General features: G+C 27.4%; 27 protein-coding genes. All 27 read left to right on the top strand.

Annotation, left to right across the window (positions count from 1 at the left end; all coding sequences use genetic code 4):
* Positions 1-6: 6 nt before the first annotated feature.
* Complete coding sequence (locus AACL10_RS01465; protein ID WP_338985471.1) at positions 7-147, top strand: hypothetical protein; 141 nt, start codon at positions 7-9, stop codon at positions 145-147.
* A gap of 82 nt (positions 148-229) precedes the next feature.
* Positions 230-580, top strand: coding sequence for a 30S ribosomal protein S16 (gene rpsP, locus AACL10_RS01470; protein ID WP_338985472.1), 351 nt, complete (start codon positions 230-232; stop codon positions 578-580).
* A 32-nt stretch (positions 581-612) separates the two neighbouring features.
* On the top strand, positions 613-843 hold the full coding sequence (locus AACL10_RS01475) for a hypothetical protein (protein ID WP_338985473.1): 231 nt from the start codon (positions 613-615) through the stop codon (positions 841-843).
* Positions 836-1,330 (top strand): ribosome maturation factor RimM, encoded by a 495-nt coding sequence (gene rimM, locus AACL10_RS01480; RefSeq protein ID WP_338985475.1) that lies wholly within the window; start codon positions 836-838, stop codon positions 1,328-1,330. The genes AACL10_RS01475 and rimM overlap by 8 nt, the downstream gene beginning before the upstream one ends.
* Positions 1,330-2,061 (top strand): tRNA (guanosine(37)-N1)-methyltransferase TrmD, encoded by a 732-nt coding sequence (gene trmD, locus AACL10_RS01485; protein WP_338985476.1) that lies wholly within the window; start codon positions 1,330-1,332, stop codon positions 2,059-2,061. Before rimM ends, trmD begins: the two co-directional genes overlap by 1 nt.
* Entirely contained in the window at positions 2,061-2,465 is a 405-nt protein-coding gene (gene rplS / locus AACL10_RS01490; RefSeq protein ID WP_422398156.1) for a 50S ribosomal protein L19, read from the top strand. The genes trmD and rplS overlap by 1 nt, the downstream gene beginning before the upstream one ends.
* Before the next feature lie 87 nt (positions 2,466-2,552).
* On the top strand, positions 2,553-3,314 hold the full coding sequence (locus AACL10_RS01495; protein ID WP_338985478.1) for a DUF3196 family protein: 762 nt from the start codon (positions 2,553-2,555) through the stop codon (positions 3,312-3,314).
* A gap of 18 nt (positions 3,315-3,332) precedes the next feature.
* Positions 3,333-3,680 (top strand): hypothetical protein, encoded by a 348-nt coding sequence (locus AACL10_RS01500; protein WP_338985479.1) that lies wholly within the window; start codon positions 3,333-3,335, stop codon positions 3,678-3,680.
* Between the two features lie 23 nt (positions 3,681-3,703).
* The gene (gene obgE, locus AACL10_RS01505) at positions 3,704-4,996 is read left to right on the top strand and encodes a GTPase ObgE (RefSeq protein ID WP_338985480.1); all 1,293 of its coding nucleotides are present in this window, start codon (positions 3,704-3,706) and stop codon (positions 4,994-4,996) included.
* Positions 4,992-5,726, top strand: a complete 735-nt coding sequence (gene nadE / locus AACL10_RS01510; protein ID WP_422398157.1) for an NAD(+) synthase — start codon at positions 4,992-4,994, stop codon at positions 5,724-5,726. The genes obgE and nadE overlap by 5 nt, the downstream gene beginning before the upstream one ends.
* An 81-nt stretch (positions 5,727-5,807) precedes the next feature.
* Positions 5,808-6,299 carry a hypothetical protein gene (locus AACL10_RS01515; protein WP_338985482.1) on the top strand — a complete coding sequence of 164 codons (492 nt, stop codon included), beginning with the start codon at positions 5,808-5,810 and terminating at the stop codon, positions 6,297-6,299.
* A gap of 112 nt (positions 6,300-6,411) precedes the next feature.
* On the top strand, positions 6,412-6,684 hold the full coding sequence (locus AACL10_RS01520) for a TIGR04561 family membrane protein (RefSeq protein WP_338985483.1): 273 nt from the start codon (positions 6,412-6,414) through the stop codon (positions 6,682-6,684).
* A 36-nt stretch (positions 6,685-6,720) separates the two neighbouring features.
* Positions 6,721-8,256 carry an MSC_0882 family membrane protein gene (locus AACL10_RS01525; RefSeq protein ID WP_338985484.1) on the top strand — a complete coding sequence of 512 codons (1,536 nt, stop codon included), beginning with the start codon at positions 6,721-6,723 and terminating at the stop codon, positions 8,254-8,256.
* Entirely contained in the window at positions 8,256-9,350 is a 1,095-nt protein-coding gene (gene hemW / locus AACL10_RS01530; RefSeq protein ID WP_338985485.1) for a radical SAM family heme chaperone HemW, read from the top strand. The genes AACL10_RS01525 and hemW overlap by 1 nt, the downstream gene beginning before the upstream one ends.
* A 1-nt stretch (position 9,351) precedes the next feature.
* On the top strand, positions 9,352-9,840 hold the full coding sequence (locus AACL10_RS01535; protein ID WP_338985486.1) for an isochorismatase family protein: 489 nt from the start codon (positions 9,352-9,354) through the stop codon (positions 9,838-9,840).
* Between the two features lie 125 nt (positions 9,841-9,965).
* Entirely contained in the window at positions 9,966-10,970 is a 1,005-nt protein-coding gene (locus AACL10_RS01540; protein ID WP_338985487.1) for a lipoprotein, read from the top strand.
* A 99-nt stretch (positions 10,971-11,069) separates the two neighbouring features.
* On the top strand, positions 11,070-11,822 hold the full coding sequence (locus AACL10_RS01545; protein WP_338985488.1) for a hypothetical protein: 753 nt from the start codon (positions 11,070-11,072) through the stop codon (positions 11,820-11,822).
* 145 nt (positions 11,823-11,967) lie between these two features.
* Positions 11,968-14,115, top strand: a complete 2,148-nt coding sequence (locus tag AACL10_RS01550) for an ATP-dependent Clp protease ATP-binding subunit (protein ID WP_338985489.1) — start codon at positions 11,968-11,970, stop codon at positions 14,113-14,115.
* Between the two features lie 61 nt (positions 14,116-14,176).
* Positions 14,177-15,196 carry a heat-inducible transcriptional repressor HrcA gene (gene hrcA / locus AACL10_RS01555; protein WP_338985490.1) on the top strand — a complete coding sequence of 340 codons (1,020 nt, stop codon included), beginning with the start codon at positions 14,177-14,179 and terminating at the stop codon, positions 15,194-15,196.
* Positions 15,197-15,198: 2 nt separating this feature from the next.
* Positions 15,199-15,792 carry a nucleotide exchange factor GrpE gene (locus AACL10_RS01560; protein WP_338985491.1) on the top strand — a complete coding sequence of 198 codons (594 nt, stop codon included), beginning with the start codon at positions 15,199-15,201 and terminating at the stop codon, positions 15,790-15,792.
* Between the two features lie 29 nt (positions 15,793-15,821).
* The gene (dnaK, locus tag AACL10_RS01565; protein WP_338985492.1) at positions 15,822-17,624 is read left to right on the top strand and encodes a molecular chaperone DnaK; all 1,803 of its coding nucleotides are present in this window, start codon (positions 15,822-15,824) and stop codon (positions 17,622-17,624) included.
* A 56-nt stretch (positions 17,625-17,680) separates the two neighbouring features.
* The gene (gene dnaJ, locus AACL10_RS01570; RefSeq protein ID WP_338985493.1) at positions 17,681-18,805 is read left to right on the top strand and encodes a molecular chaperone DnaJ; all 1,125 of its coding nucleotides are present in this window, start codon (positions 17,681-17,683) and stop codon (positions 18,803-18,805) included.
* A gap of 80 nt (positions 18,806-18,885) precedes the next feature.
* The gene (locus AACL10_RS01575) at positions 18,886-20,181 is read left to right on the top strand and encodes a hypothetical protein (RefSeq protein ID WP_338985494.1); all 1,296 of its coding nucleotides are present in this window, start codon (positions 18,886-18,888) and stop codon (positions 20,179-20,181) included.
* Positions 20,182-20,192: 11 nt separating this feature from the next.
* Entirely contained in the window at positions 20,193-21,320 is a 1,128-nt protein-coding gene (gene mnmA / locus AACL10_RS01580) for a tRNA 2-thiouridine(34) synthase MnmA (protein WP_338985495.1), read from the top strand.
* A gap of 47 nt (positions 21,321-21,367) precedes the next feature.
* Positions 21,368-21,997 carry a hypothetical protein gene (locus AACL10_RS01585; RefSeq protein ID WP_338985496.1) on the top strand — a complete coding sequence of 210 codons (630 nt, stop codon included), beginning with the start codon at positions 21,368-21,370 and terminating at the stop codon, positions 21,995-21,997.
* Positions 21,998-22,041: 44 nt separating this feature from the next.
* Complete coding sequence (locus tag AACL10_RS01590) at positions 22,042-24,129, top strand: DUF2779 domain-containing protein (protein ID WP_338985497.1); 2,088 nt, start codon at positions 22,042-22,044, stop codon at positions 24,127-24,129.
* Positions 24,122-25,072 carry a methionyl-tRNA formyltransferase gene (fmt, locus tag AACL10_RS01595; RefSeq protein ID WP_338985498.1) on the top strand — a complete coding sequence of 317 codons (951 nt, stop codon included), beginning with the start codon at positions 24,122-24,124 and terminating at the stop codon, positions 25,070-25,072. The genes AACL10_RS01590 and fmt overlap by 8 nt, the downstream gene beginning before the upstream one ends.
* The last annotated feature ends 89 nt before the right edge of the window (positions 25,073-25,161 follow it).

Below are 25,161 nucleotides of genomic sequence, written 5' to 3' on the forward strand. Positions count from 1 at the left end.
AGGGTTATGAAAAGAAGTATACACACAAAAATTTGTTTTAAATGTAAGTTAAAAATTGAAGAAAGCGACAGATATAAACATTTTGAAGAGCAAGATATATTCTCTAATAAAGTAATATTCTACGCTCATCAAGATTGTTTAAAATAAGTTTGTTAAGTAATTTAACTTGACAAACTTATTTTTTAGTTTAATATTAATAATGTTCTTAAATAGAAAAATAGGAGGAAACATGGTTAAATTAAGATTAAAAAGAGCTGGTAAAAAAAGAGCTGCATTCTACAGAATTGTTGCTTCAGATGCTCGTGTTAAACGTGATGGAGAATACATCGAATTAATCGGGACATACAACCCAATTAATGGTGAAGTGAGCGTTAAAAAAGAAATCGCATTAAAATGATTACAACAAGGTGCTCAACCAACTGATACAGTTAGAAATATTCTTTCAAAAGAAGGTGTTATGACTGATTTACACAATGCTAAATTAGAAAACAAAAAAAACCAACCCAAGAAAGAAAAAGCAGCTAAAAAACCTGCTGCTAAAAAACCTGCTGAAGCTAAAGAAGAAGCAGCTGCAGAATAATTATGCAAGATGTTTTTAAAGCATGAGAGGAAATGTTAGGTGAAATTATTCCTAAAGAGATAAAATATGCTTTTAAGGAAAAAATAGAAACCGATCAAACTTACGAATTCATTTTAGTAATTGAAGAAAAAGACTCAGAGATTTTTAGAAGTAAAAAATCTGAAAACTTAATAGATTCAATAACAAACATTTGCAATTCTGAGATTTCAAATTTTTCTAAAAAAATAGTAATAGATTTAGAGGTATTAGAAATATATGCTTAATAATCTAAAAAAAATAGGAAAAATAGTTGCTACTCACGGTTTAAAAGGTGAAGTCAAATTCAAATTGGAAAGTAATCTTATTCTTTCAAAAGAAATTTTAGGAGAACAAGTATTTCTTGAAGATAATTCTAAAAATCTAGATGTATTTGATGTTAAAAAGTCTTACTTTTTAAATAAAAAACACATACTTGGGTTAGAAGAAGTTACTGATATTAACAAAGCTCAAAAGTTAGTTAATAACTTAGTTTATGTTAAAAAAGATTCTGATTTTATAGAAGAAGAATTTAGTTATGTTGGATTTGAATGTTTTTACAAAAACGATACTTATGGGAGAGTTATCGAAGAAATGTTCAATGGAGCTCACGATTTAATCAAAATAAAAGTTAATGAAAAGGATTTATGAATCCCTTGTGTAGACTTTTATATTGAAGAAGTTGACGAACAAGAAAAGATAATTAAATTAAAAGAGATAGAGGTACTAATGTAATGAAATTTTCAATTATTACGTTATTCCCTAATCTAATTAATTCTTATATATCTGAATCAATTATTAAAAGAGCTATTGATAAAAACAGTATTGAAGTTGAAGTTATTGACTTAAGAGATCACACAAATTTAAAACACAATCAAGTTGATGATTATCAATTTGGTGGTGGAAAAGGTATGGTTTTAATGGTAGAACCAGTAGTAAATGCAATTGAAAGTTGTAAAAAAGAAAATAGTTTGATTGTTTTAACAAGTCCTCAAGGTAAAACTTGAAATCAAAGCTTGGCTAGAAATTATGCTTCTAGCTATGAACACATAATATTAATATGTGGTCATTATGAAGGTTTTGATGAAAGAATCTTGGATTATGTTGACTTAGAAATATCAATTGGAGATTATGTATTAACAGGTGGAGAAATTGCAAGTATAACAATTTTAGATTCAATAACTAGATTATTGGATGGTGTTATTGCAAAAGATTCACATTTAAATGATAGTTTCGAAAATGATTTACTAGATCACCCTGTTTACACTAAACCTTTAGAGTTTAGAGGTAAAACAGTTCCAGAGGTTCTTACAAGTGGACACCATGCAAATGTTGAAAAATATCGCCAAGAAGGCAGATTAAGAAACACTTTCAATAAGAGACCTGATCTTTTAGAAAAAAGTGAATTATCAAAAACAGATAAAGAGTTTATTGAAAACTTAAAAAAAATGAAAGGAGATAATTAATTATGAATATGTTAACAAAAAACACAAAATCTTTAATAGATGAACAATTAAATAACAATCTTCCAAATTTTACATCAGGAGATACTATCAAAGTTAATGTAAAAATTAAAGAGGGAGAAAAATACCGTATCCAAGCATTCGAAGGTGTGGTTATTAAAACTCAAGGAAGTGGAATTTCATACTCAGTTTGTGTAAGAAAAAACTCAAACGGTGTTTTTGTTGAAAGAACTTTCCCGGTTCATTCACCAATTATTGAATCAATTGAAATCATTAAACGTGGACGTGTAAGAAGAGCAAGAATTTACTACATAAGAAAATTATCAGGTAAAGCTGCACGTATTAAAGAAGTTATCAACAATAAATCAAAAGATGCTTCATCAGTTAAAAAAGCAGTTAAAAAATAATTTAAAAAAAATAATGATCTCTCAACATGTTGAGAGATTTTTTATTTTAAACTAATAAATTAATACTTAAAAAAGGTAAAATATACTTTGTTAAGAGGTGAAAATATGAAAAATTATTATGAAGAGCTAATGGAAAAAATAAATGAAGCAGTAAATAATAATAATTTTGAAGAAGCATTTAGAATAGTCAATGAAGAGTTAAATGCTCCATATGTACCTCATGACTTTGAAGAGCAACTTGAAAAAATGCACACTCAATTAATGGAAAAACTTAATTTAAAAGATAATAATTATAGCAATTGAAACACTGATAAAGTATTAGAAATAATGTCTAAAAAAATGGATCAAGATGTTCATTTAATGGCGTTTGATGCTCTAAGGGGTTTAAATGCGAGATTAATAATTGATGAAATTAAAGATTATCTTTTAGATAAAGAAATAAAACCAGAATACAAAACTTTTTTAGTTATGGTTTTAATTGAACAATCTATTGATCAAGAAATAGTTATTGAAAAGAATAATCAAAGTATTTCTATAAATCCATCAAAATTTAAATTAAATGATGCACAAGATATATTGAGAGATATAGAGTTAAAAATAGAACAAGTTGTATATGATGTTAATCCAAGTTTATTTGCAATTTGCCAACATATTGCAAATACATATTTTTACAATAAGTTTCCAATGTTAACTTTTGAAAACTTTACTTTAAATGATTTGGCTATGGCAATCATCACAAAAGCTTCTAATTCGCTTGGTTTAGAATTGGATGAACAGTTAGAATTAAAATTAGATTTTAATAAAGATAATACAATGTTATTATTAAATGAGTTGAATAACATTATTTAGAAGAAGAGGTATTTAATTATGATAAAAACAACTTTTACAGAAGAAGACTTTGTAAAATATAACGACCCAAAAAGCGTTATGATGCAATTGTTTGGTGTTACATGTTCAGTTTGTGGAATTGATGAAATTGATTTTGTTGATGAAAAAGCACCAAAAACATTAGGACAAGTTGCTGAAGAAATTTTAGCAGAGAACCCAGAAATAGATGATGAAGAATTAAATGAAATGATAGAACCACAAATTGATGCGTGACAAGAGTTAGATGATTACAACGCTTCAATAGGTATGCCTACATTTTTATGTTATAACTGTCATGATCAATTAATTGAGGGAGAAATTTCAATCTCAATGAATGGTGAAGAATAATTTTTAAAGGAGTAAAATAGTTCATGAAATTCGTAGATTTAGCACATTTTAATATTAAATCAGGAAAAGGTGGCGATGGAGCTGTCTCTTTTCGTCATGAACTTTATGTAGCTAATGGTGGACCAAATGGTGGAGATGGTGGAAAAGGTGGCGATGTAATTTTCGTTGCTGATGAAGGAAAATCTTCACTATTAGACTTAAAATTACAAAAATTTTATACTGCAGAAGATGGTTACAAAGGTGACATCAAAAATATGCACGGTAAAAACGGTAAAGATACTTATATAAAAGTTCCTGTAGGAACTGTTATATATAATGCAGATACAAACGAACTATTATATGACTTTGTAAATGATGGTCAAGAAGAAATAGTTGCTTTAGGTGGAAAAGGTGGAAGAGGAAATGCAAGATTTGCTAACTCAAGAAACAAAGCACCGACAATCTTTGAAGCTGGAGACCCAGGAAAAGATATAAATATTAAAGCAGAACTTAAAGTTTTAGCTGATGTGGGATTTGTTGGATTACCTAATGCTGGTAAATCAACTCTTTTAAGAACTATATCAAATTCAAAACCACAAGTTGCAGACTATCCATTTACAACTTTAAATCCTCAACTTGGTGTTTCAAGAGATAAGCAAGGAAGAACATTTACTGTTGCTGACTTACCTGGTCTTATTGAAGGAGCTAGTTTAGGTAAGGGTTTAGGACATGAATTTTTAAGACATATTGAGAGATGTAAAATCATTTGTCATGTTATAGATATGTCTGGTAACTACGCAACTGAAGATGTAATTAAAAATTATGAATTAATTAGAAAAGAATTAGTTGAATATAATTATCACTTAGAAAAAAGAGTAGAAATAATTGTTGCAAACAAAATGGATATTGATGAAGCTCAAATAAATGTTTTATATTTTAAAGAAAAGTACAAAGACAAAAAAATAATAGAAGTTTCTGGTTTAAGTAGAATGAATATAGATCAACTTTTATTAGAAATTGGTTCAACTTTAGAGGAAGTAAAAGACATTCCTCTTTGAGAAATAAAAGATGAAAATCCTCAAGATTATAAATTATATACATTTGAAAGTGACTTGAAAGATATTCAAGTTAAAAACCTAGGTAATGGTAGATGAAGAATCGAAGGAGAAGATGTTTATAAGGTTTATCAAAAAACACCTATCTCAACTTACGATAACTTATTACTATTTAACGAAAAACTTAAACAATTGGGTGTTTATGAAGTTCTTAGAGAAAAAGGCGCACAACAAGGAGATATTGTTAAAGTCTTTGATATAGAGTTGGAGTGAATGGATTAATATGGAATTAAAAGAATATTTAGATTATTTAGTTGATTGATTAAGACAAGAAGTTAAAAAAGCAAGTCAAAAGGGTCTTGTTGTTGGTATAAGTGGTGGAATTGATTCAGCTGTTGTTGCAGCTTTAGCAAAAAAAGCTTTCCCAAAAGATTACATAACTGTTTGAATGCCATGTAAATCAAGTGAATTAGATGAAAAATGCAAAATGGAATTAATCAACGATTTAGACCTAAAAAATGTAACTGTTGATTTATCTCAAACATTTGAAGTTATTTCAAAATCACTGAATGATTCAGGAATAGAACAGTCTAAATTAGCTTTAGCAAATACTAAAGCTAGATTAAGAATGTCAACACTATATTCTATGGCGCAAACTCATAACTATTTAGTTTTGGGAACAGATAATGCTGATGAATGACATATTGGATATTTCACTAAATTTGGAGATGGTGGAGTTGACTTACTTCCGATAGTTCACTTATTAAAAAGAGAAGTAAGGCAAGCTGCTAAAATACTTGGAGTACCAGAATCTATTATAAATAGAGCTCCAACTGCAAGTTTATGAGAAGATCAAACTGATGAATCAGAAATTGGATTCAGCTATGATTTAATCGATGATTATATAAGTGGTAAAGAAGTTCCTGATGAAGTAAAACAAAGAGTTGATCACTTACATAAAATATCAGAACATAAAAGAAATGGCGCACCAATGCCTAAAAATATAAGATAAAAGTTTAAATAATTTATTTAAACTTTTTTTTATTAATACACTTTTTTGTTAGATAATTAGAGAAACAAGGAGAAATACAAAATGACAGAAGTACAAGCAAATACAATAAGTGAATTTATAGATAATTTACCTGACCAAACAGCTGATAAAATGTTTGAAGAATTAATAGCTGGGATGAGTTTATACTTTGCAGTAGTTTTATTTGGTGAAGAAATTGAAAAAACTTATGAACCATTAAAATTAGATGGAAAGTCTCTTGAAGAAATAGCAAGAGTAGTTAAAGAAACTGAAATAGGAGAAGAAGAGGTTTATGCTGCATTGATGGGATCATTGCAAGAAGAATCAGATGCTGAATTATTTGCTGAAGATTGTGTACAATCAATTGCTTTTAGTCCAGAATTCCCTGAAGAAGTTTTAGCAAAATTAAATGAATTAGATATAGAAATTAATGACTTTGCAATGAATTTAATTGTTACATTGAAAGATGAATTTATCGATTTCTTTGTAAATGACTTAGATGTTGTTGAATGAAAAAACGATATCATTGATGCATTAGTTGCAAGTTGAGATTAATAAAAAAATTAAACTAGATTAAAAAAAATCTAGTTTTTTTTATAATTATGTTATTATAAATATGATTGTAGATAGGGTAATTTACAGTTGGGCTAAGAATAAAGGTGATTTTATGAACGCATTATTATTCAGTAAAACAGTTTTTGAAGTTATGGGACTAAGAATTCCATTAACTGTTATATTGGTGGTTTTTGCTATCATTGCGTTAGCATCTTTGACAATATATTTCTTAATTCTTTTTAGAAAAAATAGAAAATTCTATTTTGAAAAAGAAGAAGTGTCTGCAAACGAGTTTAAAAGACTTGAAAAATTTGAAGACCAAAGAAACGATTTTGAGCTTGAAATAGCTAAAATCAAAAAAATTCAAAGAGAACGTAAAAAATAATACCTTTTTATGCTCGTAAAAAAGGGGGCTTTTTTTATGAGTGGATTTTTAAATCCTTTTAAAAAAGAAAATTCAACAGAGAACCAAAACCAACAAAATGTTGGAAATTTTGCGTTTAATCAAAACCCTCAACAAAACATGAATTACCATAACGAAACTGCTATGTACCAAAAAAACTTGATCGAAAACAAGAATGAAGGTTACATAAGACCAAGAAATAGAACTTTTGATAATAGTTACTTTGAACAAGCTCAACAAACACCTCAATTCGGTAAAAACGAAATTACTGGAGAAATATTTATGAAAGGTTATGTTTCAAATAATACACCAAACAATAATTCAATGTATTATCAACCACAAATTAATCAACAACCAGTTCAAAGACCTCAAGTTCAACAAATGAATCAACCACAAATGAGACAAAATTCTTATAATAATTATCCAATTCAAAATGAAAACTTAAAACAAGAATATTTAGATTTTGATAATAATGCAAGAATTGATTATGGAAATTACAGAGACGAAAACCAATATAATAGAATGGTTTATCCTCCAAATAATCAAATGAATAACATTCAAGTTAATGAAAACTATAATAATAAACCATTATACGAAAACTACAGTGCACCAAACAACAACATGCAATATGGCTACAATGATTTTTCAAATAATAATCAATTTTACAACCAAAACTCTCCATATGGATATAATCCAGAAATAGATTATGCACCAGTAAGTTCTAATAACTATAACCCTTATGAAAATAAAAGTTATAAAGATAGATACAAAAATGCCAACATGATGCCAAAAGAAATTGGTAAGGAAGTTAGAAGTGAAAAATTAAGAATATTCTTAATGTTCTTAATTGGGGCTACTGGAATAATAACTTCATCTTTAATGTTAGCTATTTACTATAAAGCTGGTGAAAAAGGTACATACATGGGAATTGGAAGACAAGAAGTTATGTATCCTTTCTTTTCAATTTTATTGTTAATAGTTTCAGCTGGTTTCTTTTTCGTAAGTATATCTGATTTTGGATTCTTATATTCAAATGTTAAAAAATATGAAAGAGATTTATATTTTGGAAGAGAATCAGTTCCGTATTTCATAACAAGAAATTATAGAAATTTAATCTCAAGATCTGTTTATTTAAATTGAATATCTTTCAATATATATGTTTTTGGAGCAATAGTTTTAGGAATAATGTATGGTCTTCAAAGTCAATATTTAACAAATAATACAAATATTTATTTCCTATTTTGAAAAATAGGAGAATTAAAATCATTAGAGTCAGAAATTAAAATAAATATAATTATTTTATTTACAACTTTAATCATTCACGTTTTAAATTTAGTTACTACAAGAACTAGAAAAAATAACATCATTGGATATTATGGATATGAAATAATTCCTCAACAAGAAATTAAAGAAATAAGAAAAAAAGCAAATAAAGTTTGTATGATTATTTTCTTTACTGTATTGGCAATTATATTATTCTTAATAGTTATACCTTGATTAATTGTTAGAAAAAAAAGAGGTCTACCACTTAAACCATGAGGATCAACAGTTTAATGGACAGAAAAATTAATAGCTTATATGTTCACATTCCTTTTTGTGAACATATTTGCTTTTATTGTGACTTTGTTAAAGTTAAAAAACCTCAAGATCCAAAAGTAATTGAAAAGTATCTTGATAGGTTAAAAGATGAATTAGATTCATATGGAAATAATTTAGATAACATACAAAGCATTTATATCGGTGGAGGAACTCCAAGTTGTTTGAATGAAGAACAAACAATAGTTATGTGTGAAATGCTTTTAAAATATACTCAAAAAGAAAATTTTGAATATTCAATTGAGTTAAATCCAGAATCAGTTACAAAAGAAAAACTAGAAATTTATAAAAAATATAATATCAACAGAATAAGTATGGGTGTTCAAACTTTTGATAATGATTTATTAAAGAAAATAGGAAGAATCCATAATAATTCAATTGCTATAAATGCTTATAAGTTAATAAGAGAAGTTGGATTTAAAAATGTAAGCATAGATTTGATGTATAACTTATATGATCAAACTAAAGAAAACATCGCTGTAGATTTAAATTACATTAAAGAACTTAAACCAGATCATATTTCATGATATTCACTTATCATGAAAAAAAAATCTGTTTGAGGAAGAAAAAATATGAAGGTTCCAGAAAATGATGAACTATTTGATGAAATAGTAAATCAAGGTTTAAAAGACTTGGGATATATTAGATATGAGATTTCAAATTACGCTTTAGGAGAAAAAAATAAATCTTATCACAATATGACTTATTGAAATAATTCTATATTTGCAGGTGTTGGAATTGGAGCAACAGGTTTTGAACAAATAGAAGGTAAATACTTTTTAACTAAAAATGAAGGTAATATTTTAAATTACACAAAAGAATTTGAAGAATTAACTCAAGAAGATTATTATTTTCAAATAATAATGATGGGATTAAGGCTTGTAGAAGGTATAGATACATCTTTAGAAATAAATAAAGAAATTTATACTTTCTATAAAGAAAAAATTAATCAAAAAATTGATGAAAATTTACTTGAAATAGTAAATAATAAACTTAGATGTACAGAAAGGGGATTTAATATCTTAAACGAGATATTAATAGATTTTTTATAATATGAAAAAAGCTTTAATAGTTGTTGATTATCAATTTGATTTTGCAGATCCAAAAGGAAAGTTATATGTTCCTCAAGGAGAAGTGATTAAAAATGGAATTGAAGATAAAATAAACGAATATAAGAATAATGGTGACTATGTGGTTTTCTCTGGAGACTTTCATCCAATGGAACATGTTTCATTCTCTCAATGAGGAGAACATTGTGTTGTTAACTCAGCAGGATCTGAATTCTATGTAGATAGTTCAAAAGTAGATTTAATTATAAGAAAAGGAACAGAACTTGATTATGATAGTTATTCTGCTTTTTATGTTGCTCAAGATTTAAAAGTTGACTCAGGACTTAATGACTGATTAAAAGAGAGAGAAGTAAATCAATTAGAAATTTGCGGATTAGCTTTAGATGTTTGTGTTAAAGCAACTTATGAAGATGCTGTTGAAAAAGGTTATGAAAGTGTAATAAATTACGAACTTTCAAGAGCAATAAATTAAATACAACCATTTAGGTTGTATTTTTATTATGTTAATGTTTTTGGCGCTTTGCTTTTTTTTTTTTTTTTTGACTATAATGAAAATGTTCAGATACTTATTATTTTTTTTATGGAGAGGAACAAAATATGAAAAAAATATTAAGTTTTTTAGGGACAATAACTTTAGTTTCAATGACTGGTGCTAGTGTTGTCGCGTGTAATAAAACACCAGTTGATGAAGTTATAGATGAGGCTCAAGACCCTATTATAGAGAGCATTGAAAATAAGACAATCAAAGTGGGGAAACAAATTGAATTTAAAATTACTATTAAAAATAGAATTGAAAATGAAAAAATATCTTTTAAGATAGATGATAGTTCACTTTTAAGTTTTGATTATAATGAGGAAACAGAGATAGCAACCTTAAAAGCTATAAAAGCAGGAAGAACAAAAATAATATTAGAATATAAAAATGCAAAGAGTATTTCTTTTGATGTTAATATTTCCGAAGAGGAACAAAAACCTTTACAAAAAATCCAACTTGATGATTTACAAGGTTATTTAGGATACTTGAAAAACTTTAGCGAAAAAACAACAATAAATGATTTAACTGAAATAGATAAAAAAGAACTTTTAAAAAATTTATTGATTTCAAATAACATAAATGATAATTTAGATATTTATATTGCTGATATTGAAATGATTACTTTTAAAACTAAAAATAACATAAATAGATATTTCGGTATAAAGTCTAAGCAAAACTCTGAAATAATAGCGGGTAATAAAGATGACATTTTCTTTAGAACAGAAACATTGAATTTCAATAAATATAATTTATCTACAAAAGGAACAAATATTGAAGACGACCTTCTTTCAGAAAATGAAAAAGAAAATGAAATCGCAGTAAAAAATGCCATATTAAACTTATTCATAAGAGTGAATAAAGAAGAACATCCAATATCAATAAAAGATATTGATATTGAAGCTGGAAGTGCCAAAAATGGATATGAAGTGACAAGTAATTATGAAGTAGTTATTTTTTCAAAAGAAGGACAAGAAAATAACTCTGGAAAATTGACTTTTCAATTTCAAACTTTCTATCTTGGTGGAAAAATTATTGAAGTGGACATAAAAAAACTTTTTAACAAATAAATTATTTAAATAATTAATGACAAACTTTTATTAGTTTGTTTTTTTTTTTTTTTGAATTTTTTTGGTTACTCTTCGATTAATAACTTGGGAGGAAAAAGTATGATAAAACAAATAATAAACAAAGAAGAAAACAATCTTATTTTTTCACAAATTACAAATAATAATGATATTGTGGATTTTAAAGATGTAATATACAATTTTTTAAATCAACCACAAATAAAGATCGAAGCAAAGTATGATGATTTATTCAGTAAAGCAATCAAAAAAAATTGTTTTAAAGAAATAGTTAAAGAACTTGAAAAAGACTTCAAAACAAATTTTACATTATGAAAAATAACAGAGAAAATATGTTATTTAACTAACAAGTTTTTTTCAAGTAAATTTAAAAAAAGCGAGGGTCTTCAATTACTTCAAAAAATTTTTATATTAAAACAAGTTTTTTTAGCACAATTAAGACACAACTCAAATATATGACTCAAACTGGATTCTAATCAAAGTCAAAAAATAAATCATAAGAAAAATGAAAACCCAATAAACTACAAACTTGCTTTAATGTTGTTTGATTTTAATGAAAAAGATGATTTCTTTATAAATCTAAGTGATGATCAAAAACAAATATTAAATCTTGTTTTAAAATCAAATTCTATAGAGGATTTTGTAAATTTAAACTCAGATTTGAAAATAGATATTTTCAAGTATTTACCAATAAATATGATGCTGTTACAAGCTCAAATGATAAAAGGTAATTCTAAACTTAATTTAAAGGAAAAAGCAAAGTTGTCTTATTCGACTTTTATGCAACTATTTTGTTTATTCGTGGAAGAAAATATTTCAAAGAAAAAATTAAATTAGTATTAAACACCATATAAATGGTGTTTTTTTTATATAAAAATTTATAAATTTAGCACTTTACCATTGACATTGCTAAAACAAGATGTATTATATTATTGATTAGCAAATAAGGTTATAGAGTGCTAATACAAAAGGAGGAAATTTTATGGATTTTACACAAAAACCAGATCCTTTAAATGATCCTGAAATCTTAAGTAAATACACAAGAGATTTAACTAAGGACGCTAAAGAAGGAAAAATAGATCCCATCATCGGTAGAGATGATGAAATTATGCGAGTAATTAGAATATTGAGTAGAAAAACTAAAAACAACCCCGTTCTGATAGGTGAACCTGGAGTTGGTAAAACAGCTATAGCTGAAGGTTTAGCTCAGAGAATAAATAAAGGTGATGTACCAAGTGTTTTAAAAGATAAAAGAATTTTAGAACTAGATATGGGTAGTGTTATGGCTGGAGCTAGTTTCTTAGGAGACTATGAAGCCAGAATAAAAGGAATTGTGAATGCAATTCAAAAAGAAGAAGGACAAGTAATATTGTTCATTGACGAGTTACACTTAATTGTTGGTGCTGGAAAAACAGGTAATGGAGGAGGAATGGATGTTTCCAACCTTCTTAAACCAGCTTTAGCAAGAGGTGGAATTAAAGTTATTGGAGCAACAACTTTAAAAGAATATAGAGAGTATATTGAAAAAGATGCTGCTCTTGAGAGAAGATTTCAAAAAGTTGTTGTAAGTGAACCTACTATTGAAGAAACAATATCAATACTTAGAGGTTTAAAAGAGCGTTTTGAAACTTATCATGGAGTTAGAATTCATGATAATGCGCTAGTTGCAGCTGCACAGTTAAGTGACAGATATATATCTGATAGATTTTTACCAGATAAAGCTATTGATCTAGTTGACGAAGCAAGTGCGACAATTAAAACAGAACTTGCTTCTGTTCCAACTGAGTTATATCAAATAGATAGAAAAGTAATGCAATTAGAAATAGAAAAGGCAGCTCTTTCAAAAGAAAAAGACGAAAAATCTCAAGAAAGATTAAAACAAGCCGAAAAAGAGTTGGCATCTTTAAAACAAAAACAAACTGAATTTAATGAAAAATGAAATTCAGAAAAAAAATCATTAGAGAAAATAAATCAGTTTAGATCAACTATTGATTCTTTAAAAATAGAGTTAGAACAAGCACAAGCACAAGCTAACTATCAAAGAGCAGGAGAGATTCAATACTCATTGTTACCCGCTCTAGAAAAACAGTTAGAAACAGCTCTTGATACTAATAAAGAAAAATTAATTTCTGAAGAAGTTACTGAAAGTGAAATTGCTTCAATAGTTTCTAGATGAACTGGAATTGAAATGGAAAATCTAATCGAAAGTGAAAAACAAAAACTTTTAGGATTAAATACACAACTTAAAAAAATGGTTAAAGGTCAAAATCAAGCAATTGAGCTTGTATCTGATGCAATCATTAGAAGCAGAAGTGGAATTAAAGATCCAAACAAACCAATAGGAAGTTTCTTATTCTTAGGACCAACTGGTGTTGGTAAAACAGAGGTTGCAAAATCACTTGCAAGAAACTTATTTGGAAGTGAAAAGAAAATGTTGCGTTTTGATATGTCTGAATACATGGAAAAACATTCAGTTTCCAAACTATTAGGTTCTCCTCCAGGTTATGTAGGTTATGAAGAAGGGGGAAAACTAACTGAAGCAGTTAGAAGAGCTCCTTATTCAATACTTTTATTTGATGAAGTTGAAAAAGCTCACCCAGATGTGTTTAATATTTTCTTACAAATATTAGATGATGGTAGAGTAACTGATTCTCTTGGAAAAACAATAGACTTTAAAAACACAATTATAATTATGACTTCAAATATAGCCTCGGATTACTTGATTTCAACACCATCTGAATTGGTGGATCAAGACGTATTAATGGAAAACTTAAGAAAATTCTTTAGACCAGAATTCTTAAATAGAATTGACAATATAGTTAATTTCAATGCTTTATCAAAAGAAGTTATTAAAGAAGTTATCATTAAAACACTAGATGAATTAAAAGAGAGAGTTCTATTAAATAACGAATACATCTTAAACTTTACAGATTCTTCTATACAAAAGATTTTAGATGAAGGTTATGACCAACTATATGGTGCAAGACCAATAAAAAGATATATTGAAAGAAATATAGAAACATTAATAGCTAGAGCTATTGTTGGTGGAGAAATTGAACCAAAAAGAAACTATGTTATTGATGTAAGTGATGATAAGTTTACAATAACAACTTCAAATAAATTAAATTAGCACTTGATTATTAAGAGTGCTATTGATAAACTAGATATGTATTGTGATGGAGGTGTTTTCATTGTTAAAAGATCGTCAGAGTTTGATTTTAAAATCAATTATTGAAGAATATATCAAAACTGCTTCACCAGTTGGTTCAAAAAGAATTCAAGAAGTTTTAGCAATTGAAGTGTCTTCTGCAACAATTAGAAATGAGTCAGCTCTACTAGAAGAATTAGGTTTTTTAGAAAAAGCTCATACTTCTTCTGGAAGAGTTCCTTCAACAAAAGGTTATAGATACTATGTTGATAATTTAATGGAATCTAATAATATAGATGATATTAAACATCAAATAGATGAAATCTTTAAAAAAAGAGGAGCAACTATTGATGAAATTTTAGATCAAACTTCATCAATATTAAGTGAAATGACTAAATTAGCAACTGTGGTTGCAACATCTGATACAAATGATGAACTTCTATTATCTAAGATTGAATTAGTACCCATATCATCTAAATCTGCAATAGTTATATTTGTTCTTTCAAATGGAACTATTCAAAATAAAACTGTAAATCTTGATTCTGTATCACTAGAAGAATTAAGGTTATCGATAGATTTATTTAATGAGAGGTTAATTAATTCAAAAATATCAGAAATAGAAACTAAATCACAAGCTATGATACCGGTTTTAAAACAACAAGTTAAAAAATATGAGTTTGTTTTACAAACACTGGTTGGAGCTTTAATTCATACAGATTCAAACAAATCAAAAACAAGTGGTGTTAAATATTTATTGGAAAACCCAGAGTTTAATGATCCAAATAAAATAAAAGACATCATTCAGTTTATTGAAAACGCTTCTCCTTTTGCTTGATTTAATTATCAAAGCAAAACAAATAAAACAACTGTGGCTATTGGGTTAGAAACAGGAAATGAAAATGATGATATTGCTGTTATTGGGACTAAATTCCCCACAAAAGGTGGGGGAAAAGGTGCTTTAGCACTGGTTGGTCCAAAAAGAATTGAATACGATAAAGTTTCAAAGCTTTTGGAATGAATTAGCAAAAAAATCGAAGAGAAGTTTTTATTAGAAGGAGAATAATAATGGAAAAAGAAAAAATGAAATCTATTTTGGATTTATTCGATACTCTTAAAAAAGAGTTAAACATTGAACCAAAAAAAGAGAAAGAAAACAAAGAAACTCAGGAAGCTGAAGTTCAAGAATTATCTAATATTGAAAAATTGGAACTTGAATTTGTAGCTTTAACTGAAGAAAATGCAAAATTAGAAGAGGCAAGATTAATAGCTGTTGCTGATAATCAAAACACTGTTAGAAGATTCCAAAATGAAAGTATTTTGGTTAGAAAATATGGTGGAGAAAAACTAGCATCAGAATTGATACCAGCTATCGACATGTTTAGAGGGGTTTTAAAATCAACTCCAGATAATCCAGAAATTAAAAATTATTTAATGGGATTTGAAATGATTATTAATCAAATAGATCAAGCATTAACAAATGCTGGTGTAACAATGGTTAGTGTAAAACCAGGAGATGATTTCAATCCTGAATTACATTCAGCAATTGAACAAATCAAAACAGAAGAATTTGAATCAGGGAAAATTGCTATTGTTGTATCAAATGGTTACAAATTACATGATAGAGTTATAAAACACGCTGCTGTTAAAGTAGCAGAATAATATAGAAAGTATTTAGAGGAGAAAATATTATGGCAAAAGAAAGAATTATAGGAATAGACTTAGGAACTACAAACTCATGTGTTGCTATTATGGAAGGTGGACAACCAATGGTTCTTGAAAACCCAGAGGGTCAAAGAACTACACCATCAGTTGTTGCTTTTAAAAATAGCGATATTATTGTTGGGGGAGCTGCAAAAAGACAATCAGTTACAAACCCTAACACTGCAATCTCAATCAAACGTGATATGGGAACAAACAAAAAAAGAAATTTAGAAGGTAAAGATTACACACCAGAACAAATTTCTGCAGAAATTTTAAGATACTTAAAAAAATATGCTGAAGATAAAATTGGATCAAAAATTACAAAAGCTGTAGTTACAGTTCCAGCTTACTTCAATGACGCACAAAGAAAAGCAACTAAAGATGCAGGAAAAATTGCTGGATTAGAAGTTGAAAGAATTATAAACGAACCAACTGCAGCTGCATTGGCTTACGGAATTGACAAACAAGATAAAGAAATGAAAGTTTTAGTTTATGACTTGGGTGGAGGAACATTTGACGTTTCATTATTAGAATTAGCTGATGGAACATATGATGTTTTAGCAACTTCAGGAGATAACGAATTGGGTGGAGATGACTTCGACCAAAAAATTATGGATTGAATTGGACAAGAAATTAAAAAAGAACACAACATTGACTTATCAAAAGATAAAATGGCTTTACAAAGATTTAAAGATGAAGCTGAAAAAGCAAAAATCAACTTATCAAGTCAAGTTGAAACAGAAATTAACTTACCATTCATCACAATGAATGAAAATGGACCAGTTAACTTCTCAACTAAATTATCAAGAGCAGAATTTGAAAAAATGTCTAAAGATTTAGTTGAAAGAACAAGAAAACCAGTTGAAGATGCTTTAAAAGAAGCAAAATTAAAAGCAACTGAAATTGATCAAGTTCTTTTAGTTGGGGGATCAACAAGAATTCCAGCTGTTCAAGAACTAGTTAAATCATTATTAGGTAAAGAACCAAACAGAACAATCAACCCAGATGAAGTTGTTGCTATGGGAGCAGCTATCCAAGGTGGAGTTTTAGCTGGAGATGTAACTGATGTTTTATTATTAGACGTTACACCATTAACATTAGGTATTGAAACAATGGGTGGGGTTATGACACCATTAATCCAAAGAAATACAACAATTCCTACAGAAAAATCACAAGTATTCTCAACAGCAGTTGATAACCAACCAGCAGTTGATATTAATGTTTTACAAGGTGAAAGACCAATGGCTGGAGATAACAAATCATTAGGACAATTCCAATTATCAGGAATTAAACCAGCTCCAAAAGGAACACCTCAAATTGAAGTTACATTTAAAATTGACGTAAACGGAATCGTATCTGTTACTGCAAAAGATAAAGATACAAACGAAGAAAAAACTATTACAATTTCAAACTCAGGTAGTTTATCAGATGCTGAAATTGAAAAAATGGTAAAAGAAGCTGAGGAAAACCAAGAAGCTGATAACAAAAAACGTAAAAACATTGAATTAAAAAACAAAGCTGAAAGTTATTTAAACATTATTGAATCTTCAATGACAGAAGCTGGTGATTCAATGAATGAAGAACAAAAAAAACAATCAGAAGAAATGGCAAAAGAAATTCGTGAATTAATTGCTAAAGAAGACTATGAAGCTTTAGACAAAAAAATGAATGAATTAGAACAAGCTATGAAAATGGCTTCAGAAATGGCTGCACAACAAGCACAAGCTGGTGCAACTGAAGAAGCTAAAGAAGAACCAAAAGACGAAAACAAAGATGAAGAATCTAAATAGTTTTAAAAAACAACTAGTAATTAGTTGTTTTTTAAAGATAAGAAAAGAGGTGTATTATGGCTAAAAGAGATTTTTATGAAATTCTAGGTGTTGCAAAATCAGCATCAGAAGATGAAATTAAAAAAGCATATCGTAAATTAGCTAAAAAATACCACCCAGATATTTGTAAAGAACCTGATGCTGAAGAGAAGTTCAAAGAAGCAACTGAAGCTGCAGAAGTTCTTTTAGATGCAAATAAACGTCAAACTTATGATCAATTTGGTCATGAAGGGCTAAATGGAATGGGTTCTGGTTTTGGCGGTTTTGGTGGAGGATTTGGAGACTTCTTCTCTAACATGGGAGGAGCAGGAGACTTCTTCTCTGATATATTCTCAAACTTCTTTGGGGGTAGAGGAGGCGGTTCTTCAAGACAAAGATCTTCAAGAGGAAAAGATATTGTTATATCTGTTAGTTTAACTCTTAGAGAATTGCTTTTCGGTGTAGATAAAGAAGTAAGTCTTGATTTAGTTTCTAAATGTGATGATTGTGATGGTATAGGAGCTAAATCTAAATCTGATATTGTTGAGTGTGAAGTTTGTAATGGTCACGGTGTAGTTACCGTTTTACAAGATATGGGTATTGCAAAATTCCAAACACAACAACCTTGTCCAAAATGTAAAGGTCAAGGAAAAGAAAATAAAAATCCATGTAAATCATGTAGAGGTGATGGAGCTGTTATGAAAAAAGAAACAGTGACAATGCCAATACCAAAAGGTTTGGTGCCTGACCAACAAATAGTTTTAAGAAATGCAGGTAACTATTCAATTGATGGTGGAGAACGTGGACATTTATATGCTGATATTCATTTAAAAGCATCTAAAAATGTAAAAATAGTAAATGAATTCGATATCAAATTTAAATTTGATGTAAGTTATCTTGATGCTCTTCTTGCAAATGAAATTTCTGTTAAAACTTTAGATGGAGATATACAAGTTAAAATACCAAGAGGTATTAAAAATGGAGAAATAATTACAGTTAAAAACCACGGTTTATACAAAGGTGTTAAGTCATCTCACAGAGGTAATTTATTACTTGAAGTAAATATTGTAATACCTTCAGAACTTACAAATGAAGAAAAAGAAAAAATTGAAAGCATAAACAAAGATACAGAATTTAAAGTCACAAATAATTTAGAAGAATAACCATTTGGTTATTTTTTTTGCCAAAAGTATTTATTTTGATTTAATCTTATTATTGTATAATCAATAGGTGGAGGTTTAATATGTCTGAAAAAATTAAAGTTTTAAAAATTAATAAAAGCACATTAGATAAACTTGATGAAACTACTGAAGATTTTGGTTCTAATGGTTTTTGATTTGAAGAAGATTTAGATCATTCAGTTTCAATGGATTTTGATAAAACAATTGCTCTAAAAGACAAGAAAACCTCTAAGATTGATTTAGTACAAAATGCTAATTCACATTTTTTTGACCCTAAAGGACCTAAAGATTTAAGTTTTCAAAAATCAGATATAGGAAACAAGACTTTTGAATCAATAAATTTAGTAGATAAAATGATTAAACCAACTGATTCTCTTATAAGAAAAGAAATTATAGATATGAGAAGAATGAGTTATGAAAATGAACAAAGAGATAAAGAGTTCTTATTAAATAAACTTAATGTCGATTTAAAACCAAATAATAATTTTAAAAACTACAATTTAGCTAAAAATGAAGAAATTATTACTGAATCAGAAAAAGTTGAACCGATTAAACAACAAATGGACTTTATTGAATCACAACTTGTTAATCTTGAAAAAAAACTTGATAAAGTTGCTAATTTAAAAACATTTGAAAAACCAGAAACAAATTTTGAACCTATAATTGAAAATGTAAAAGAACAAGTAAAATCAGAAAATAAATTAAATGAAGAAAAAAACGAAGCTAAAACTATTGATGATGAAATAACTCAAGAACCAATAGAAGAAGAAAAAGTTGAACATAAAATTAACTTTTTATTAAAAGATGAAGAAGTTTTAAAAGAAGAATATAAACAAGAACAACAAAAACAACAAAAACAAGAAATTACAAACCAATTAGTTTTAAAAGAAGAAGAGAAAAATGTAATGGTTAAATTTGATAATGAAGATCACAAACAAAATAAAGATAGTGCTGTAATACAAATAAAAAATAATAAAAGAAGTTTATTCCAAGACATGGATACAAAAGAATTAAACTCTTTCTTTGAAGAAGAAAGTAAAAACTATTCTTTACCAGTAATAAACAACAATGACTACACAATTGCCAATACAGTTGATGATTTAGAAAAGGCAATTAATAATTTAGAGTTCGGAAGTAAGAAAATTAGAGAAAAAGAAAAGTTTTTTGACCAAGATGGTGGAACAACGCAATTGGTTGAAAGTTTACAAATTACATCTAGAGGTGGTAAAAAAGCTTCTCTAAATCCAGTTAATTTTGATGCTTTTGAAGATTGATTTAATCAATCTAAAGATGTGAAAAAACTAGCAAAATTAGCTAAAAAAGAAAATAAAAAAATGAATAAAAGTATTAAAAAATAAGGCGATTAAATATGAAAAAAAAGAAAGTTATTGTAGGTCTTAGTGGTGGAGTTGATTCATCAGTTACAGCTGCAATATTATTAGAACAAGGTTACGAAGTTGAAGGACTTTTTATGAGAAATTGAGACAGTAACTTAAATAATGATATTTTAGGTAATAACTTAGAAGGAGATACTTGTCCTCAAGAATTAGACTACTTGGATGCTAAAAAAGTTGCTGAAAAATTGAATATTAAAATACATAGAATAGATTTTATAAAAGAATACTGAGATCACGTTTTTGAATATTTTGTTAATGAATACAAAAAAGGAAGAACACCAAACCCAGATATTTTATGTAACAAATATATCAAATTTGATAAATTTTTAGACTACGCAATAAATGAATTGAATGCAGATTATATAGCGATGGGTCATTATGCTGGTGTTAAATTTAATGATAACTCAGGTGAATTTGAATTAATTAGAGGTTTTGATGAGAATAAAGATCAAAGTTACTTTTTATGTCAATTAAATCAAAAACAACTTTCTAAAACTATGTTTCCTTTACAAAAATATGAAAAAAGCGAAATTAGAGAAATTGCTAAAAAATATGATTTAATTACTGCTGAAAAGAAAGACTCTACTGGTATTTGTTTTATTGGTGAAAGAAATTTCACTAAGTTTTTACAAAACTACATTCCAAATCAACCAGGAGATATAGTTGATATAAAAACAAATAAAAAAATAGCAGAACACATTGGTGTAATGTATTACACAATTGGTCAAAGAAAAGGTTTAAATCTTGGTGGACAAAAAGAACCATATTATGTTGCAAAAAAAGATGTAGATAACAAAATTTTATATGTATCACCATTAAGCGATGAAAGTTATCTAGAATCAACAAAATGCGTGGTTGAAGAATTCAATTTTATTTCTAATTATAAAAACTACTTTAGCTCAAACAAATTTGAATGTGTAGCTAAGTTTAGGTATAGACAAAAAGATGTAAAAGTTGAAGTTGAAGTCATTACAGACAATCAAATAATAATAACTTATAAAGAACCTGTAAGAGCAGTTACAGAAGGGCAAGAAGCGGTTCTTTATCTTCAAGAAGTTTGCCTTGGTGGTGGAGTTATTGACAAAGTTTTAAATAATTAATAAAAATAAGTTAAAATAAATATGATTTAAAGAAAGAGGAATGTTGTATGTTTTTAGGCGCAAGTACAAGCACAATTGTTATTGGAGTAGTTGTTTTAGTTGTTTTAGTATTCGTTATTGTTTCATCAATAACAAGTAAAAAAGCACAAAAAATTGAACAAAAAAAGAGAAAAAAAGTAGTTAAAGAAGAAATTAAAAACTACCTTGCAAAAACACAAAATATCAAAAATATCAAAATTGAATATGAAAAAGTTTATGCAAGAAAAGGACCTGAATACAAATACAGAGACGTATTTGATGTTGTGGTTCAAATTTTTGAACCAAAAACAAATAAATTAGTTTCTACAAATGCTTATGAAGTAGAGGGAATTACAACAAAATCTGGTAAAAATAACTATGTTACTGCATGACAAGTAAATGGTGAAATTGATCTTGAAAATACTCAAAGAAGAATTGCTATAGCTGAGAAAAAAGTTAAACTTACAAAACAAGAAAAAGTTGTTTTAAAACAAGAAGAAAAAACTAAAGCTGTAGAACATAAAATTCAAGTTAAAGAAGAGTTAAAAACTATAAAAGAAGAGAAAAAGCATCAAAAAGAAAACAAAGATGCTAATCTTCAATTAGATAGAGCAATTAAAGCAACAACAATCAAATTTATACCAAGAAGAAATAAATAACATATTTTATATATGTTTTTTTTGTTTAAGAAAGGAAGAATAATATGGCAAATAACATAAGGGTAACAAAAGAGGATTTTAAAAGATACATGTCTGAGTGTCCTAAAATAGCTTGAATATTTCATAGCATTGAAAACTTCAAAAAAACCATAGAGTTAAAGAAAAACGAAATGATTGAAACTCATTACAAAGCATCAATTGAAACTGATGAAGATTGAAACACTTCAGCTGGTTTTAATGCTATTGACCTTTACTCTGATTTGTTAGAAAAAGACGAAACTGAATTAACTCAACCAGAAATAGCTCAAAAAGAAATGTTAATAAAACAAATGGAAGATTTAAACGGATTTGAAATATCAGGTCTTCTAGCAGAAACAATAGTAGATGGTAATGCTGTTGGATATGCTGCTAGAGAATATTTTATTGAAAAACTTTATGAAGAAAATCTTAAAAACAAAACAGATTTTGAATATATAGATTTTCAAGAAAAGGGTTATGTAGAAACAATTGAAGAAACAAAAAAAGCATTAGAAGGAAATAAAGTTAAGTATTTATTCGAGTCTTCATTTGAATATATGGACTCAATGTTAAGAGTTAGATGTGACGTTTTAATTAATCATGGTAACAGACATGTTACTATAGTAGAATTTAAAGCATCAACAAAATCTAAAGCAGTTCACTTTTTTGATGTGCTTTATCAAAAAAAAGTACTTGAAAAAAGTGGTTACTTTGTAGATGATGTAAAAGTTGGACTAATAAACAAGTGTTATGTTAGAGGTGAAGGTATTGATCCTAATAGACCAGATTTCTTTATTGAATATTCAGAAATGGATTTTGAAAAAGAAGTGAAACCTCATTTGGAAAATATTGAATTACCCAAATCAGATGAATCTGATTTAAACTACTCACAATTAATTAGAATAACAGATAAGTTAGAATCAACAAAAAAAGATGTTGGTTTAAATGAAATGATTTTAGGTATGGAAGATTATGGATTTGACTTTGATGAAAAAATATTGGAAATATCAAAATACCTTCAAAATGATTCAGTAATTTTTAATACTGAATGTGAAAAATATCAGTTTGATTACAAAAACAAACATCATAAATTAGAAAAAGCAATTTGTCATCATGTTGTTGATTATTATGATAAAACTAGATTTAATTTATATGAATTGACTAGATTTAAAGCTAAAGCTGCAATAATAAGTTCAAGAGATGAAAATGCAATTTATATTGACAATATTGATGATGTTAATCATTCTAAATTTCAAGGTAAAGGAAAATCTCTTTTTGGAAAAGATGAATTAAGAGTTATAAAAACAGTTAGAAGTTATTTAAAAAATGGATCACTATCTCCTTTAGATATAATTAGAGAAGATGGTGTTAGAAATTTAATGAGTCTTTTAAAAGATTATTATAGATATCCAGTCTATATGTATGATTTTGAAACAGTAAAGTGAGCTGTTCCAAAATATGATAATTCTTGATCATATGAACAAATACCATTTCAGTATTCAATACATGTAATAGACAATCCCAACTATGATTTTAACGATCCTATAAATACAATGAAACACTTAAACTTCATTGCTCAAAAACAAGAAGATCCAAGACCTGAATTTTTAGTTAACTTTATTAGAGATTGTTTTGCATATGGGCCTGGTGTATATGTTGCTTATAATAAATCATTTGAAAGAAGTGTAATTAAAAACTTAATTTATTCATATCCTCAATTAAGAAAACCATTAGAGTATATTTATAACAATACAATTGACTTAATGGAGTTCTTTAAGAAAAAAGAAGACAATTGATTGATTTATCATCCAGACTTTAGAGGATCATATTCAATTAAAAAAACTCAACCAGCTTTAGATAGTACTTTAAGCTATAAAGACTTAAAAATAAATAAAGGTGATAAAGCTAGTCAAACTTTTAGACAATTTTTAGATGATGTTATAAGTCAACAAGAATATGAAGTGATCTTAAAAGAAGATATGCTTAAGTATTGTGATAGAGATACTCTCGCTATGATAGTTGTCTTACAAAGAGTTGTAGATATTGTAAGAGAATATAATCCTAATTTTGAAATGTACATTAGACAAATGTTGGAGGAAGAAGAAAATGCATAAGGTAATATTTTGTGGAACACCTCAAATTTCTGTAGAAATTTTAAAAGGTTTAGAAAATATTGGTGTTGAAATAGTTGGTGTAATAACTCAACCAGATAAACAAGTTGGTAGAAAAAAGGAAATTAAATTTTCTCCTGTGAAAGAATATGCTTTAGCAAAAGGTTATACATTATTTCAACCTTTTAAAATAGGTGAAATCTATGAAGAATTAAAAGAACTTAAAGCTGACTTTATGTTAACTTGTGCCTATGGACAATTCATAACCCAACCAATTTTTGATTTATTTAAAAACTGTGTAAATACTCATGCAAGTATATTGCCAAAGTATCGTGGAGGAAGTCCTATTCAGTTTGCAATTATGAATGGAGAAAAAACTACAGGTATTTCATTAATGAAAATGGTAAAGAAAATGGATGCTGGTGAAGTATATTATCAAGAAGAAATTGAAATCGAAGATAAAGACGATTCAGCGTCATTATTTGAAAAAATGGCTATTTTAGGTAAAAAAATGATTGAAGAAAAACTTTTAGATATATTTGAAGGAAAAATCAAAGGTATTGAACAAGATGAAAGCAAAGTTACTTTTGCATATAATTTAAAAAATGAACAAGAAGTTATTGATTGAAATAAGTCAGCTTATGAAATAAATAATTTTATAAGAGCTTTAAGTCCTCAACCCATTGCTTTTACTTTTATTGGAGAAGAAAGAATCAAAATAAAATTATCTAGAGTTATTAGAGATGATGAAAATATAGTTACAGTAGATAAAATATTTGCAAATGGAGAAGTAATATCTACTGATAAAGAAGGTATTATTGTAAATACTGCTAATGGGTATTTGAAAATACTTGAATTACAAAGAGAGGGTAAGAAAATGGTGAGTGCATCAACATTTAACGATCCTAACTCTTCAATTAAAATGGGAATTAAATTTGGAAAATAAGTCAATCTTTAGGCTTATTTTTATTTTCTAATTATTTGCTCTAAAATCTACTAAAAAGGTATTTTTTTATATATAATTTATTTAGAAAT

Source organism: Spiroplasma endosymbiont of Diplazon laetatorius (genome assembly GCF_964019625.1).
Lineage (GTDB): Bacteria > Bacillota_I > Bacilli_A > Mycoplasmatales > Mycoplasmataceae > Spiroplasma_A.